Annotated in this window: 14 protein-coding genes and 1 pseudogene; 3 read left to right on the top strand and 12 right to left on the bottom strand. The window is 73.1% G+C overall.

Annotated features, from left to right (window positions below):
• Nucleotides 1-60: 60 nt before the first annotated feature.
• The gene (locus ACIF8S_RS05905; RefSeq protein ID WP_024882920.1) at nt 61-474 is read left to right on the top strand and encodes a Fur family transcriptional regulator; all 414 of its coding nucleotides are present in this window, start codon (nt 61-63) and stop codon (nt 472-474) included.
• A 124-nt stretch (nt 475-598) separates the two neighbouring features.
• On the opposite strand, the gene ACIF8S_RS05900 is transcribed toward ACIF8S_RS05905, so the two are convergent.
• From ACIF8S_RS05900 to ACIF8S_RS05890, 3 genes are read right to left on the bottom strand one after another with little or no spacing between them, the layout of a single operon-like run.
• Nucleotides 599-1,432: an isoprenyl transferase gene (locus ACIF8S_RS05900; RefSeq protein ID WP_215212014.1), complete on the bottom strand. Its 834-nt coding sequence runs from the start codon at nt 1,430-1,432 to the stop codon at nt 599-601.
• Between the two features lie 37 nt (nt 1,433-1,469).
• The gene (recO, locus tag ACIF8S_RS05895) at nt 1,470-2,219 is read right to left on the bottom strand and encodes a DNA repair protein RecO (RefSeq protein ID WP_399997542.1); all 750 of its coding nucleotides are present in this window, start codon (nt 2,217-2,219) and stop codon (nt 1,470-1,472) included.
• 56 nt (nt 2,220-2,275) lie between these two features.
• Entirely contained in the window at nt 2,276-2,491 is a 216-nt protein-coding gene (locus ACIF8S_RS05890) for a hypothetical protein (protein WP_349793023.1), read from the bottom strand.
• A 527-nt stretch (nt 2,492-3,018) separates the two neighbouring features.
• Between ACIF8S_RS05890 and ACIF8S_RS05885 the strand changes: the two are divergent.
• Both ACIF8S_RS05885 and ACIF8S_RS05880 read left to right on the top strand, forming a co-directional pair.
• Nucleotides 3,019-3,186 (top strand): annotated as a pseudogene (locus tag ACIF8S_RS05885) (alpha/beta hydrolase); the annotation flags it as partial.
• A 132-nt stretch (nt 3,187-3,318) separates the two neighbouring features.
• Nucleotides 3,319-3,555, top strand: a complete 237-nt coding sequence (locus tag ACIF8S_RS05880; protein WP_399997541.1) for a hypothetical protein — start codon at nt 3,319-3,321, stop codon at nt 3,553-3,555.
• Nucleotides 3,556-3,568: 13 nt separating this feature from the next.
• Here the strand turns inward: ACIF8S_RS05880 and ACIF8S_RS05875 are convergent, their stop codons facing one another.
• The 9 genes from ACIF8S_RS05875 to ACIF8S_RS05835 form a co-directional block, all read right to left on the bottom strand.
• A complete protein-coding gene (locus ACIF8S_RS05875; protein ID WP_349793019.1) occupies nt 3,569-4,231 on the bottom strand; it encodes a response regulator transcription factor in 663 nt (220 codons plus the stop codon).
• A complete protein-coding gene (locus ACIF8S_RS05870) occupies nt 4,228-5,580 on the bottom strand; it encodes a sensor histidine kinase (protein WP_399997540.1) in 1,353 nt (450 codons plus the stop codon). Before ACIF8S_RS05870 ends, ACIF8S_RS05875 begins: the two co-directional genes overlap by 4 nt.
• A gap of 62 nt (nt 5,581-5,642) precedes the next feature.
• Nucleotides 5,643-7,721 carry an MMPL family transporter gene (locus ACIF8S_RS05865; protein ID WP_399997538.1) on the bottom strand — a complete coding sequence of 693 codons (2,079 nt, stop codon included), beginning with the start codon at nt 7,719-7,721 and terminating at the stop codon, nt 5,643-5,645.
• Between the two features lie 164 nt (nt 7,722-7,885).
• Complete coding sequence (locus ACIF8S_RS05860; RefSeq protein ID WP_399997537.1) at nt 7,886-9,070, bottom strand: hypothetical protein; 1,185 nt, start codon at nt 9,068-9,070, stop codon at nt 7,886-7,888.
• A gap of 105 nt (nt 9,071-9,175) precedes the next feature.
• Nucleotides 9,176-10,210: an SCO2521 family protein gene (locus ACIF8S_RS05855; RefSeq protein WP_399997536.1), complete on the bottom strand. Its 1,035-nt coding sequence runs from the start codon at nt 10,208-10,210 to the stop codon at nt 9,176-9,178.
• Between the two features lies 1 nt (nt 10,211).
• Nucleotides 10,212-11,177: an SCO2522 family protein gene (locus ACIF8S_RS05850; RefSeq protein WP_399997535.1), complete on the bottom strand. Its 966-nt coding sequence runs from the start codon at nt 11,175-11,177 to the stop codon at nt 10,212-10,214.
• A complete protein-coding gene (locus ACIF8S_RS05845) occupies nt 11,174-12,091 on the bottom strand; it encodes an SCO2523 family variant P-loop protein (RefSeq protein ID WP_349793009.1) in 918 nt (305 codons plus the stop codon). The genes ACIF8S_RS05850 and ACIF8S_RS05845 overlap by 4 nt, the downstream gene beginning before the upstream one ends.
• Nucleotides 12,092-12,094: 3 nt before the next feature.
• On the bottom strand, nt 12,095-13,939 hold the full coding sequence (locus ACIF8S_RS05840) for an SCO2524 family protein (RefSeq protein WP_399997533.1): 1,845 nt from the start codon (nt 13,937-13,939) through the stop codon (nt 12,095-12,097).
• Nucleotides 13,940-13,993: 54 nt separating this feature from the next.
• Nucleotides 13,994-14,746: an SCO2525 family SAM-dependent methyltransferase gene (locus ACIF8S_RS05835; protein ID WP_349793005.1), complete on the bottom strand. Its 753-nt coding sequence runs from the start codon at nt 14,744-14,746 to the stop codon at nt 13,994-13,996.
• Nucleotides 14,747-14,782: the final 36 nt, after the last annotated feature.

Below are 14,782 nucleotides of genomic sequence, written 5' to 3'. Positions count from 1 at the left end.
CGCCCCGACCAGGGCTGGCACAATGGCCCGGGCAAGGGCCAGACGTGAGGAGGCAGACCGGTGACGACCGCAGGACCGCCCGTGAAGGGCCGCTCCACCCGGCAGCGTGCCGCCGTGGCGGCTTGCCTTCAGGAGGTCGACGAGTTCCGCAGCGCCCAGGAGCTGCACGACATGCTCAAGCACAAGGGCGACTCGGTCGGGCTCACCACGGTCTACCGCACGCTGCAGTCCCTCGCCGACGCGGGCGAGGTCGACGTCCTGCGCACCGCCGACGGCGAGTCCGTCTACCGCCGCTGCTCCACCGGTGACCACCATCACCACCTGGTCTGCCGCAGCTGCGGCAAGGCCGTCGAGGTCGAGGGCCCGGCGGTGGAGAAGTGGGCGGAGGCCATCGCCGCCGAACACGGCTACGTCAACGTGGCCCACACGGTCGAGATCTTCGGTACCTGCGCGGACTGCGCGGACGTCTCCTGACGGCGGACGGCGGGGGCCGGACGCCCGGGACGGCGCTCCCCGGCCGCCTCCCGCCACACGCGGGACGGTGTGACGATCACGGCTCGTCACCGAAGGGCCGGGGAGAGGCCTTGACTGAGGCCGGTTACTCCTGGCGGCCCTCCATGGCCAGCAGTTCCTCGTTCGGGATGGCGCCGCCGAAGCGGCGGTCGCGGGAGGCGAACTCCAGGCACGCCCGCCACAGGTCGCGGCGGTCGAAGTCGGGCCACAGCACGTCCTGGAAGACCATCTCGGCGTAGGCGCTCTGCCACAGCAGGTAGTTGGACGTACGCTGCTCACCGCTCGGCCGCAGGAACAGGTCCACGTCCGGCATGTCCGGGTAGTACATGTACCGCTGCAGCGTCTTCTCGTCGACCTTCGACGGGTCGAGCCGCCCGGCCCGCACGTCCTCGGCGAGCGCCTGCGCGGCGTCGGCGATCTCCGCCCGCCCGCCGTAGTTCATGCAGAAGTACAGCGTGAGCCGGTCGTTGTCCTTGGTCTGCTCCTGCGCGACCTGCAGCTCCTTGGCCACGGACTTCCACAGCCTGGGCATGCGGCCCACCCAGCGGACCCGGATGCCCAGGTCGTCCAGCTGGTCCCGGGTCTTGCGGATGAAGTCCCGGTTGAAGTTCATCAGGAAGCGCACCTCGTCCGGCGACCGCTTCCAGTTCTCGGTGGAGAAGGCGTACAGCGAGATGGCGCCCACCCCCATCTCGATCCCGCCCTGGAGCACGTCGAGCACCCGCTCCGCGCCGACCTTGTGGCCCTCGGTGCGCGGCAGCCCCCGCTCCTTCGCCCAGCGTCCGTTGCCGTCCATGACGATCGCCACGTGCTTGGGGATCAGTTCCCCGGGAAGCTTCGGGGGCCGCGCACCGGAGGGGTGCGGTTCCGGGGTGCTGTACTCCCGGCGCTGCCGCCCCAGGAATCCGCGTACGGCCATGTGTCTCTCGTCTCCTCGTGCCAACGTGATCGGGTCTTTACTGCTTCTCGACGTACCGGAGCGAGCGCAGTCCGCGCTCCAGATGCCAGTGGAGGTAGGCGGACACCAGCCCGCTCGCCTCCCGGACGTGGCGTGATTCGCTCGCGTCCGCGGTCTCCCAGTCTCCCGTGAGCAGCGCTCCGAGGAGTTCCAGGGCCTGCGGCGAGGGTACGACGCTGCCGGGGACGCGGCAGTCGGCGCATATGGTTCCGCCCGACGCGACCGAGAAGAAACGGTTCGGTCCGGGCATCCCGCACTTCGCGCAGTCGGTGAAGCTGGGCGCGTACCCGTTGACCGCGAGGGAGCGCAGCAGGAACGCGTCAAGCACCAGGTGCGGCGCGTGCTCGCCGCGGGCGAGGGTACGCAGTCCGCCCACCAGCAGCAGGTACTGCTGCACGGCCGGCTCGCCCTCGTGGTCGGTGAACCGCTCGGCGGTCTCCAGCATGGCCGTCCCGGCGGTGTAGCGCGCGTAGTCGGTGACGATGCCGCCGCCGAAGGGCGCGATCGTCTCGCTCTGCGTGCACAGCGGCAGGCCGCGGCCGACGAGTTCGCTGCCCCGGGAGAAGAACTGCACGTCGACGTGGGAGAACGGCTCCAGGCGCGCACCGAACTTGGACTTCGTCCGGCGCACGCCTCTCGCCACGGCGCGCACGCGCCCGTGACCGCGGGTGAGCAGGGTGATGATCCGGTCCGCCTCACCCAGCTTCTGGGTGCGCAGCACGATGCCGTCGTCGCGGAACAGACTCATGGCCCCATTCTCCCGTACGCGGGCACCGCCCCGTCACCTGGCGCCCGGGACCGCCGTCAGGTGAGTTCCCCGCGGCTGCGGGCGTTGACGTAGGCGGTGGTCGCACGCAGGCGCTCGGCCGGGGTCGCGCACCGCACGGCGCCGGGGTCGGCGTCCCACTCCCGGCCGCCGCCGTACGGTCTCAGCTGCACGTAGGGGCCCTCGTGCCCCATGACGATGCCGATCCGCTCGGTCCTGGTGTCCACGACGTGCGCACCCACGGGCGGCTTCACCGGGCCCGGCCTCCGTGCCGCGGGGACCCCCCGTGACGCAGGGACATTCCGGCTGTCGCGAGTGCCGCCCGCAATTCCGTCACCACACCTTCCGTTCCGTCGGCGCGGAGCGCCGCATGCCGTGCCGTCACCGTGCTTCCCCACCCTTTCCTCTTTCACTCTTCGTATGTCGGCGATGACGGTGCGTACCTATACTCCTGAGACGTGTGTGTTCCACGGGCACGCGTCCGCACAGGGGGTACGGCAGCCGTGCGTCTGGGGTAAACCCCCCTGCTTTCCCGGCTGTTGGCCGGATGGGACGAACGCCGGCACTCCGCGAGGCTCGTGCCATGACGCAGCGCGAACGCACCAGCCGCATCCGCACCGCCGCCGTCGGCGTGTCCGCCACCCTCCTCGGCGTCACCGCACCGGTGACCGCCTCCGCGACGGGTGAGAGCCCGCCCGGGGCCCTCACCTGGTCGGTCTGCGCGGGAACCGGCCTCGACCCCCGGCAGGAGTGCGCCACCCTCGACGTGCCGATGGATCACGGCGCGCTGAAGCTGCGGAAGGCGTTCGGCGGGCGGGCGGTCATGGTCACCGTGAACTCCTCCGGACACGACGCCTACCTCGCCAACGGCAACGCGTGCGGCGACCGCACGGTCTCCCGCTTCCTCGCCACCGGCGTGCGCCCCGCCCGGGACGTGTACTGCCGCTGAGGCGAGTTCGGCAGCTAAGGCGATGAGCTGTCGATGACGCCGTCGGCGTGACGTTTCGCCCCGCGCGGAACCGGGGCACCCGCGGCCGGCCTCCTGTCCTGCAGCAGCGACACCTCTGGTGAGGAGACCGACATGACCGCGACCGCGTTCCCGCGCGAAGGCGACTACCTGCTCCCTCCCCCGCGCCCGGCCGACCGCCTCGGCGCCGGCATCGACCCCCGCGACCGCCGCCGCCTCGACCTGCACGCCGCCCTGACGGCGGCCGGCATCCCGCCGCGTCCCGAGGACCGCGAGGCCATCGAGCACCTGAGCGCCCTGTCGGCCGGCATCAACAGCACCATCCAGCGCTGGCTGCACCACACCCTGTGACCCGGCAGGCCGGTCACGCCCTGCCCGGTGCGACCAGACCCGACTCGTAGGCCACGATCACGAGCTGGGCCCGGTCGCGGGCGCCGAGCTTGCCCATCGTCCGGCTCACGTGGGTCTTGGCGGTGAGCGGGCTGAGCCCCAGCGCCTCGGCGATCTCCGTGTTGTTGAGGCCGCGCGCGACCAGCGCCAGGACCTCCCGCTCACGCTCGGACAGGCCGTCGGGCCCCGCGGTGACAGGCGCCGCGGGGCTGCTCAGGAACCGTGCGATCAGGCGGGCCGTGGGCCCGGGAGACAGGAGCGCGTCGCCCGCCGCCACCGTGCGGATGGCGTCGAGGAGTTCGGCGGGCCGGGTGTCCTTCACCAGGAAGCCGGAGGCCCCGGCCCGCAGCGCGTCCACGATGTTCTCGTCCGTGTCGTAGGTGGTGAGGACGAGCACCTTGACTCCGGCGAGGTCGTCGTCCGAGGCGATCAGGCGGGTCGCCTCGATGCCGTCGAGGTCCGGCATCCGGATGTCCATGACGACGAGGTCGGCCCGTTCGCGGCGGGCCAGCTCCACCGCCTGCCGTCCGGTGGCGGCCTGGCCGACGACCTCCATGTCGGGTGCCGACTCGACGAGCATCGCGAACGCCTCACGCACGAGGGTCTGGTCGTCGGCGAGCAGGACGCGGACGGTCATCCGGTGGCTCCTTCCCTGGTCGTGGTGGTCAACGGCAGGGTCGCGGTCACCTGGAAGCCCCCGCCCGCCCGTGGCCCGGCCTCCAGCGTGCCGCCCACGCTGCGGGCCCGCTCCCGCATGCCGAGAATCCCGAAGCCGGGGGTGCCGCCCGGGACGGGGCCCGTGCCGTCGTCGGTGACGATCAGCCGCAGCACCCCGTCCCCGCCGCTCAGGTCGACGCGCACGGCGGGCTCCGGTCCGGCGTGGCGCACCGCGTTGGTCAGCGCCTCCTGCACCACCCGGTAGGCGGCGGCGCCGACCGCGGGCGGCACCGGCTCCGTGACCCGCACGTCGTGCTCCACCCGGGCGCCGGCCAGCCGCGCGCCCTCCACCAGGTCGCGCAGCCCGTCGAGCCCCGCGAGCGGGCCCCTGGCGTCCTCGGGGCCGGTGTTGTCGCGCAACACCTCCAGGGTGGCGCGCAGTTCACCGCGCGCGGTGCGGCAGGTGCCGGCGATGTCGTCGAGGGCCTTCGCCACGGCCACCCGGTCCAGGCGCCCGGGGTCGGCGGTCAGGACGTGCGCGGCGACCGACGTCTGCACCCCGATGAGGGTGATGCTGTGCGCGAGCAGGTCGTGCAGGTCCCGCGCCATGCGCAGGCGTTCCTCGGCGACCCGGCGGCGCGCCTCCTCCTCGCGGGTGCGTTCCGCCCGTTCCGCGCGTTCGACGATCGCGGCGACGTACTGCCGGTAGACACGGACGTCCAGGCCCAGGAGGAGCACCGCGACGACCCAGCCGATGATGCGGAGCAGTTCGACGAGGCCGTCGGGGTTGGTGAGCGCGTTCACGGTGAGGGTCGTCCCGATGACGACGGTGCCGATCAGCAGCGTCCGGCGCGGGGTGCCCGTGGCGGCGACCGTGTAGAGGGCCACCACGGTCGCGGCTATGGGCGCTCCGTGGTGGTTGTCCAGGGCGTGGTACGGCACCACCGGGGCCAGCGCCGCCAGCAGCACCGGCAGCGGCCGCTTCCGTCGCCAGGCCAGCGGCACATGGGCGGCGAGCAGCAGGACCCAGCCGAGCGCGTCGGGCCGGCGGCCGTCGCCGGTCAGCAGCGCCAGCGTGACGCCCAGGGCGGCGGCGCACGCGGCGAGGATCGCGTCGTTGCGGACGGCGTGCGGGCGGGTCAGGGGGTCACGGCTGAGCGCGGTGATGATGCCGTTCCCGGTACGGGAGTCCGCCGCGTGTGACGTCCGGGGGCCCGTGGACCCTGAGTCGGTACGCCCGGGGTGCGGGTTTCCGGGGCCCCGGTCACGGGAGTTCCCGGTCCGGGCGGGCTCGGCTGCCTGTGCTGTCGTCGGGTGCACGGGGTCCATCCTCGGGGAGGAGGGCGCCCCTCCGGGAGGGAGGGGCGCCCTGTCACGGTCGTACGGGCGGATCACACCGGCTCCGGCTGCCGCTCACCGCGTTCCGGTTCGGGCGTGGAGGACAGCGCGCCCGGCCACCACATCCGGCGGCCCAGCAGCACGCTCGCCGTGGTGACCAGGTAGGTGCGGACCAGGAAGGTGTCGAGGAGGACGCCGACGGCGATGACGAAGCCGAGTTCCACCATCGCCACCAGGGGGAGGGTGGTGAGCACGGCGAACGTCGCGGCGAGCACGACGCCCGCGGAGGCGATCACCCCGCCCGTGGTGCGCAGCGCGGTGAGGGCGGCCGCCTCGGGTTCGGCGCCGTTCAGGGACTCCTCCCGCATGCGGTGCATGAGGAAGATGCCGTAGTCGACGCCGAGGGCCACCAGGAACACGAAGGACAGCAGCCCGATCCCCGGATCGGTGCCGGCGAAGCCGAGCAGCGGTCCGAAGACCAGCCCGCCGATGCCGAGCGCCGCGCCCCAGACGGCGACCACCGCGCCGAGCAGCAGCAGCGGGGCGACGAGGCTGCGCAGCAGGACGACCAGGATCAGGAACACGGCGGCCAGCACCAGCGGCACGATCACCGCGCGGTCCCGCGCCTCGCTCCGTGCCAGGTCGAGATGCTCCGCGCTGGGCCCGCCGACATGGGCGCCGGTGCCGTCGAGCGTGTCGCGCAGGGCCTCGATGGTGCGGGTCTCCCCCGCCGACTCCGGCGGCGCGGTGGCGAACACGGTGATCTCGGCCCAGGTGTCGTCGGCCCGTCCCGGGGTGGCCTCGGCGACCCCCTCCGTCCCCCGGACCCGCTCGACGACCTCGTCGGCGTCCCCGGCGGGCGCGATCACGGTGATCGGCTGGGCGCCGCGCTCCGGGTACTCCTCCGCCAGCGTGCGCATCGCGCTGACGGAGTCGGGCCGGGCGGTGAAGGCGTCCTCCTGCCGGAGGTCGCCGCCCAGGTTGAGCGTGCCCAGGGCGAGCGCGCCGAGGAGCACCGCGCCGCCGGTCAGCACGGCCGCGGGCCGGCGGGTGGCGGACGTGCCCATGGCGGCGAACAGCGACCGCCGTGCCTTGGGCGTACTGCCGTAGGCCGGGATCAGCGGCCAGAACACGCGCCGCCCGAGCAGCACCAGGACGGCGGGCAGCAGCGTCGTCATCGCGACCAGCGCGGCGAGCACCCCGACCATGCCGACGGGGCCCATGCCGCTGCTGCTGTTGAGGTCGGCGGCGAGCAGGCACAGCAGTCCGGCGGCGACGGTCCCGGAGGAGGCGAGCACGGCGGGGCCGCAGCCGCGCAGGGCGGCCCGCATGGCGTCGTACGGCCGCTCGTGGCGGCGCAGTTCCTCGCGGTAGCGGGAGACCAGCAGCAGCGCGTAGTCGGTTCCGGCGCCGAGCACGAGGACGGTCATGATGCCGCCGCTCTGTCCGGTGATCGTGATGCCGAACAGCTCGTGCGTGCCGTACGCGGCGGCCATCGCCAGGACGGTCGCGGCGCCCGCCACGGCGAGCGGCACCAGCCACAGGAAGGGGCTGCGGTAGATCAGCACCAGCAGCACGGTGACCACGCCGAGCGTGGCCGTCAGCAGCGTGCCGTCGATGGTCTCGAACACCTCGTCCATGTCGGCGCCGACCGCCCCGGGCCCGCCGACCTCGGCGCTCAGCCCGCCCGTCCCCCCGACGCTCTCCCGCACCCCGCCGACGAAGGCGAGCTGCGCCTCCTCGTCCTGCCCCGGCCCCGTGCTGGAGACCGGGTACATCAGCGTGCTGCCGTCCGCGGAGGGAACGCCCCGCGGCACGTCCGACAGCTCGAACTCCCGCTCCACCTCGGCGATCTGCGCGGCGGCCGTCTCCCGGTCGGCGGGGGTCAGCCCGCCGTCGCGGTGGTAGACCACCACCAGGTCGGTGGACTCGCCGCCGGGCAGCTCGTCCTGGACGCGCGCCACCTGCGTCGAGTCGGCGCCGTCGGGCAGGTAGTCGACCGCCCGGTTCTGCTGCACGTCGGCGAACTTGCCGGCGAGCGGCAGGAGCAGCATCAGCGCCGCCACCCACAGTCCCGCCACCGCCCAGGGCACGGCCCGCCGCCCCCGTGCGCCCGTCATGTCTGGCCCCATGGCCTCGGCTCCCCTCCGGTCCGGTCGTCTGGATACGCTGTCCAGCCTTCCGGCGGCGGGGAGCCGGGACGTCCGGCGTGAGACCGAAACGGCGGGTACCGCGGCGGGCGGCCGGTGCGCGGCCGTTACTCCCCCGGGAGTAACCGGCGGGGTCCCGCGGGAGGTCAGCCCCGGTCGACCATCCAGGTGCCGTCCTCCTCGTCGTCGACCCGTACCTCCAGCTCGCGCAGGCTCATGCCGGCCTCCCAGAGCTCCCGGAAACGCTTCATCCGGTCGTGCACATGGTCCTGACGGGCGATCAGCCGGGTGCGGATGTTGACGTCGCGCAGGTCCTGGTCGATCTCGAAGGACACCGCCTCGTCGTAGACGATGAAGTCGTTGGTGGTGCCGCGCAGCAGGTGCGGCGGCAGCTCCGGCAGGACGGCGACGCGCACCTCGATGTGCAGCACCTCCTGCTCCTCGCACAGCCGCAGCAGCCGGTCGTCCAGCTCCCGCGCGCTCTCCAGCAGGAACAGCCGCCGCACCGGCACGCCGTGCTCGATGGCCTCCTTCTGGGCGTGCAGATAGCGGCTCGCGGGCTCGCTGTTCCAGAACTGCCGGTCGACGGAGGTGCTGGTGGCGCTGATCGACTTCTCCGCCGCCCGGGTGAGGGTGAGCATCCAGTCGTGGTTCTCGCCCGGGCATTCCGCGGTGAGGGTCGTGAGGTCGGTCATGTGCCCGATCACCCGCTGCATCTCCAGCCGGACGAACGTGGAGAGGATCGGCAGGCCCGGGGCGAGGACCTCCGCGAAGTTGGTGGCGAGGTCGGACACGGAGTCGATGCGCACCACGGCCGGCGACGGCGGCTCGGGCTCCGCCGTGCGGGCCGGCGGCACCAGGCGTGTCTCGACGAGCTGTTTCATGTCCTCGGTGTGCCGGTTCAGGCCGTGCCGCAGTTCGTCGTAGCGCCGTAAGCCGCCACGGACGGAGTCGGCGGTCTCGGCCAGCAGGATCTCCGCCCGCCGGGCCCGCTCCTCGGCCGCCCGGTCCGGGACCAGGACGAGGTGCTGGACGGCGACGGCGGCCACGGCGCACAGCGCGGCGGCGCCGACCTGCCGGGCGGCACCGTCCTCCGGGCTGAGCAGCGCGGCGACGCCCCAGGCGAGCAGTCCGACCACCAGAGCGACCAGCAGCCGGCGCGGCCACGGGGTGGGCTCGGGGTGCTGGTCCGGTCCGTCGGCCCCGGTGGCGTCCGGGGTACGGGGCGGTGTGTCGCGGCCGGGCGGCGCCGGTGCTCGGCCGGCGGGGTGTTCCGGTGTGCCCGGCGGGCCGGTCGCGTTGTCGGGCTGGGGTGACTGTGCCGTGCTCATCTCGCTTCTCCCCCCGTTGGGAAACACGTCGGTTCGGGATGCGTACGGGTGCGTGGGGGTCCGGTCGAGTCCGCTCACGGCTGGTGGGCGTCTCGTGGGCGGGGATCAGGGAGCGGGCTCCACCTCCCGGTGCGCCGGCGGGATCGCGTGCAGGGTGAGCTGGTCGCGGACACGCTGCACCAGGGCGAGCCACTGCCGGGTGAACCCGGGCCGCTCCTCCAGCGCCTCCCACAGCGGGGCCAGCTCCCCGGACACCCGGGCCCGCGGCATCCACAGGTGCAGCAGATGGTCGACGGCGGGCCGCAACGCCCGTACCACCGGCGGCAGATCGCCGTCCGGGCCGGTGCGGGGCCAGGACCGGTCCCCGGCGGGGCCCAGACGGATGCCGTCGAGGACGCGGACCAGGGTGGTCAGCAGCCAGTCGTGCAGGGCGAGGTCGTCGCAGAGCCCGGCCAGGTCCGCGGCCGGGGTGCCCTCGGGGACCCGCAGCCGTACGGTGCGCAGCTCGTCCTCGGCGAGGGTGAACCGCTCCAGGGCCGGCGGCTCGCCCGGGGGCCCGGTCAGCGCCACCCAGCGCAGCCGGGTGGGCCGGGACCTCAGGGGCGGCCGCTGGTCGAGCAGCGGGTGCCGCAGCAGCCGGGTGAGCAGCCCGCCGGCGATCAGTCCGACGTCGAGGTCGCCGTGGCGTCCGCCGTCGAGGAGACCGTCGGCGACCGCGTCGCGGGGCAGCTTGCCCAGCGGCTCGACCAGTCCGGGCCGCACCAGGTAGTCGCCCCAGGGGCGTCGGTGGTCGGGTCCGGAGGCGGGGAGGCGGAAGTGGGCGGAGGCCTGCAGCACCCTGCCCTCGGTGAGCGCGGCCCGCGCGGCGACCGTGCCGACCGCGCGGACCCGGGCGCCGTTGGCGCTGGGCAGCGGGCAGTCGACGCCGGTCAGGGTGTCCGGGGAGCGTGCATAGAGGTTGGGGCGCTCGGAGACCAGGACCCGTTCGTCGGCGCGCAGTCGCAGCAGCTGGGCGGCGGCACGGCTGTCGAGGGCCTGCGCGGCGGGCAGCAGACAGGTGCGGACCTCGCCGCAGGCGAGCACGGCGCGCGGTGCGGTCCCCTCCGGCCGCACGTCGGGTCCCCCCGCCGGCTCCCGCATCTCAGGTCGCCTCGTAGTACACGTAGGAGACGCGGTCGGTCACCGGGCCGGGGACGGGCACGCCCTCGCGCCCGGAGCGTGTCGCGACCTGGGACAGCGCCTCCCGGTCCACGTCGGTCCGGTCGAGGATCACCCGCACGGCGTGCTCGACGGGCAGGAAACGGTTGGGGAGCACGGAGCAGGTCCGGTAGGCGGCGAAGGGGTCCGCCCGGGGGTTGAGCCGCACCAGCGGGGGCAGTTCGTCCCAGTCGTCGGGGAACGCGTCACCGGTGTGCGGCTCCGCCGTGAAGACGGCCTCGCCCTGGTGGCGGAGCAGCCCGAGGCGGGCGAGCTGCCACACGGCGGCCAGGAAGGGGCAGGACCACAGGCGCTCTCCGCCGGCACCGTCGTTCCACAGCTCGACGTCCAGGAACACGGAGTGGCGGCGGGCGGCGGTCTCGGTGGGCGGCTGCCAGGCGGTGGCCTTGCGCATCGCCTGGGGGGCGCGGACGGTGGGGCTGCGCACCCCGTTGGCCAGCCAGCCGGTCCGCGCGGTCGGCGGCCGGTGGCCGTAGCTGCCGGGCGGCGGTTCCTCGACGATGCGGGCGGCCACCGCCTCGGCGACCGGCACCGTCCCGGTGACGGCGCAGCCGGACTCGCGGGCCAGGTAGTCGACGCTCAGCCCGGCGCGCTCGGCCTCCGCCAGCAGCAGGGGGACGACGTCGGCGGGGCTGGAGAAGCGGGCGAAGTAGTCGTCGACGAGGAAGCAGGTGCTGACACGGGGGCGTTTCCCGCCTGCCCGGTCGCGCGCGTCGGCGCGGGCGGCCTCCACCCAGGGCCGCACCCGGGCGAAGTGCCGGCGCAGGTGGTCCGCCCCGGCCTCGAAGTCCTCCATGTACAGGTGGCCCAGCTCCAGGGAGAGGTGGGACAGCGGCACCGCCTGGGTGCGTGGTTCGGCGGTGGTCTCACGGAACACCGCTTCGGTCATGGCAGCCCCCAGTGCGCGTCGTCGGTGAGCCGCCGGGCGATCTCCTCTAGCGCCTCCAGCGTCTCCTTGTTGGCGATCTGGGTGGCGAGCACGTCGTCCTCGGTGATCAGCTGCTCGCGCCATTGCAGGATCGGCTCCAGCGGTACGGTGCCGAGCACCACGCTGTCGCCGATGTGCTGGTCGGAGGCGAGCCGGCGCAGCGCCTTGTTGCAGGACTGCATCCACGCCGCCTGGGCGGGCGAGCCCTGCGCCCACATGGCCGACTCGGGGTCGGGCACGGCGGCCCGGACGAAGCGGATGTTGCCCCGCAGGGCCGCCTCGTCGTGCCCGCGGTCGACGCCGCCGCGCAGGATGCCGTTCTCCTTGTGGACCAGCCCGGCGGCGGCGATGACGTGCTGCCGGGTCCAGCGGTGGAAGACCAGCCAGCGGTGGGCGACATGACGCATCCGGGGATGGGCCGTGGCCGCCAGGACCAGGTCGACGGCGTAGCTGCGGCCGGCGCTGAGGTCGACCAGGACCAGGTCGAACTCGCTGTTGAGCCGGAGCAGCAGGTCGATGCAGCGCTCCAGCGCGTCCTCGCCGGTGGCGAACTCGCCGCCGCCCGCGTCGCCGGGGTAGAGCACCAGCCGGCCGGCCTGGTTCTGCCGGGCGCGCAGCACGGTGTGCTCGGTCTGCCGCCAGATGTCGATGCTGGCCGGTTCGGTGACCTCGCCCTCCAGGTAGGAGTGCAGGCCCCGTTCCTCGGTGCCGCGCAGCGCGCTGGGCACGTCGAAGACGGCGGCGGCGGTGGGCGAGCCGAAGTCGAAGTCCACATAGGCGACGTGGTCGCCGTTGAGGGCGCGCTGGTAGGCCAGGTTGGCGCTGGTGACCGAGCGGCCCGTGCCTCCCTTGTCGGAGGCCGCGAAGACGAGCACGGCTCAGCCCTCCTGTGCGGCGGCGTCCCGGGCCTGGGCCAGGGTGTCGAGTTCCTGGAGCACGGGCAGGGCGAGCGCGAAGGCGGTGGCGGGCCGGTCGTCGACCAGGCCGCGGGCGTGGTCGAGCCGGCTCTCTATGCTCCGCATGGCGCGGCCGCGGCTGCCCTCGGCGGTGGTGGACGCCTCCAGCTGTTCCTTGCCGAACAGGTGGGTCGCCTCGCTGAGCAGGTCCCGGGCCAGCTCGGCGAGTTCCGGGCTGCGGATGGGCTGCTGCTCGTACATGTTGCGGGCGGCCACCAGGCACTCGGTGACGCGCTCGGTGACGCTCCAGGACAGGCGGCGGTTGACGTCGCGGGCGTCGGGGAAGACGGCCCGGACGTCGTCCCAGAGGCCGGCGCCGTGGCCGTCCTCGATCCTGCGGTTCCACAGGTGCTCGAAGGTCTGCTCCGCCAGGCGCAGCAGCCGGTCCTGGGCGTCGATGTTCCGTGACAGCTCGGCGAGCTGGACGGTCCGCTTCAGCAGTTGGGCGGAGAAGTCGGTCATCCGCCACTGCAGCAGCGACCCGGACCGCTCGGAGCCGGCGAGCGGCATCAGCACGCCCGGGTCGTGCAGCTGGACGACGGTGTCGTTCCTGGTCATACGGCTGGTGACGCGGCCGCGGTCGGCGAGGCGCTCCATGATGGAGACGGTGCGCGTGAGGTCGTCGTCGGTGGCCTTCCGGCGCACCAGGTCGTGGACCAGGATGGCCGCGACGGTGAGGGAGAAGTACTCCGACTCCAGGCGCAGTCCGGTGGTCTGCCAGGGCAGGTCCTCCAGGGGCCAGCGCTCCGAGCCGAAGCGGGCGACGGCCGACCAGTACTGCTGGCTCAGCTCCCAGCGCAGCCGCAGTGCCTCGGCGAGTTTCTGCTGGTCGGCGTCGAGCAGTCCGAGGGTGAGGGTGCGCTCGGAGAACAGGTCCTGGATGCCGTCGAGGGCGACGACGGTGAAGTACACGTACGGCAGCCGGTCGGCGATGCCGTCGGGCTGGCCGGCGACCTGGACGTCCAGGTCGGTGATCCGGGGGGCGTCCTTGACCACGCCCCAGGCCCAGCCGCACTCGAAGAGCTGGCTCTCGTCGCGGATGGCCTCGTCGACCTGGATGCCGCGGCTGAGGCTCTCGATGATGGTGGCGCGCAGCGGCCGGAAGCGGCGGGAGAACTGCTGGAGCACCGCCCGGTCGGAGTGCCGGTTCTGGCCGATGACCTGGATCAGCCGCCGGCCCTGTTCGGACTCGGCGTCGAAGACGTTCACCGTGAAGGAACGCAGCAGGCTGATCATGGCGGCGGTCAGCCGCGTGTTGGTGGCGTCCCGGAGTTCGCCGAGCGCCCGGCGCACTTCGGGGCGGGTGGTGCTGCTCTCGTAGACCTTGAGGAAGCCGAGGGTGGCCAGGCACAGCGTGACCGACATGGAGTAGGAGTCGACGACACCCAACTTGCCCTGCTCGTGCGTGAGTTCGTCGCCCGAGTCGACCGGTTTGAAGTACGGCCCGCCGGCGAAGGTGGGGCTGTCGTCGGGTCCGGTGTGGGTGCGCATGAACTGGGTCAGCGCGGTGATCAGGTTCGGCGGGATCTCCAGCCGGCTGCCGACGCGCTCCAGCGCCATGAGCACGTCCCGCTCGGTGGTGTCCGGCTGGTCCAGGCGGAAGGCGGGGATCTCGGTGGCCGGGTACAGCAGGCAGAGCAGCCGTTCGGCGTCCGCGACACTGCTCAGCCCGTCGGTGTCCCCCCAGACGAGCTTGCCGTCGTCGAACGAGTGGCGGGCCGCGGCCCGCCAGATGTCCAGCAAATGCTGGCGCGGCTTGATCTGCATCCCCCTACCCCTCGTACAGATCCGGTTGCCCGTGTGCAGACATGGTCCCCGCTCCTACGTGTCGGCAATCGCCGAATTCCGCCGTCCCAGGGCGAGGATGATGCCCTCGTGTCCCGTCCGCACCATGTGGTGCAGATCGTGGATCTCCAGGTCGTCGGCCCAGTCCCGCAGGGAGTCGCGCACCCCCCGCTCGTTCACCCGGTAGGCCGGATACCGATGGTCGCCGACCTGGTAGCCGACCGATTCCTTCATGAACGCGGTGGCGAACGGAGCGCCCTCGTTCAGCGCGCCCATGAAGCAGGTCACGCCGCGGCGGAACTCGTCGGGGCACTCCGACATGGAGTCGGCGACGAAGAACATGGTCCCGATGTCCCAGCGGCGCCGGCCGTCGAGGTCCAGGAGGTTGGCCCGCTCCACGCCCACGATCTCGCCGAAGCGTCCCCTCGGCTCGACGTCCGCGTAGGCGGGGTGCTTGCCCAGCTGGTCCCAGAAGGGGTCCCAGACCACGTCGTACCCCGGGGGGGACGCCTGCTTCTCCAGGTACTCCACGTTCGGCCGGGCGTACTCCAGCAGCGCGACCTTCTCGCACCACGGCAGCATGGACAGCGCCGGGTAGAGGTTCGCACCGGCACCCACGTCGACGCCGCGCACCGAGTCCGGGACGCCGTCCGCGAAGCACTTCCCGAAGTAGTCGCGCATCAGCCGCACGATCAGCAGATCGACCTCGAGCGGAGTGCGGTAGTTGGCGTCGACATAGGCCTCAGGATCGAACTTCGACCACGGGGCGTCGGCGTTTCGGTCCATCATCACCCTGCCGCGTTCCATTCGGTGTCGGACGAGACC

The sequence above is a fragment of the Streptomyces sp. NPDC085937 genome (genome assembly GCF_044540535.1).
Taxonomy (GTDB): domain Bacteria; phylum Actinomycetota; class Actinomycetes; order Streptomycetales; family Streptomycetaceae; genus Streptomyces.
This window is presented reverse-complemented; position numbering and strand designations above follow the sequence as displayed.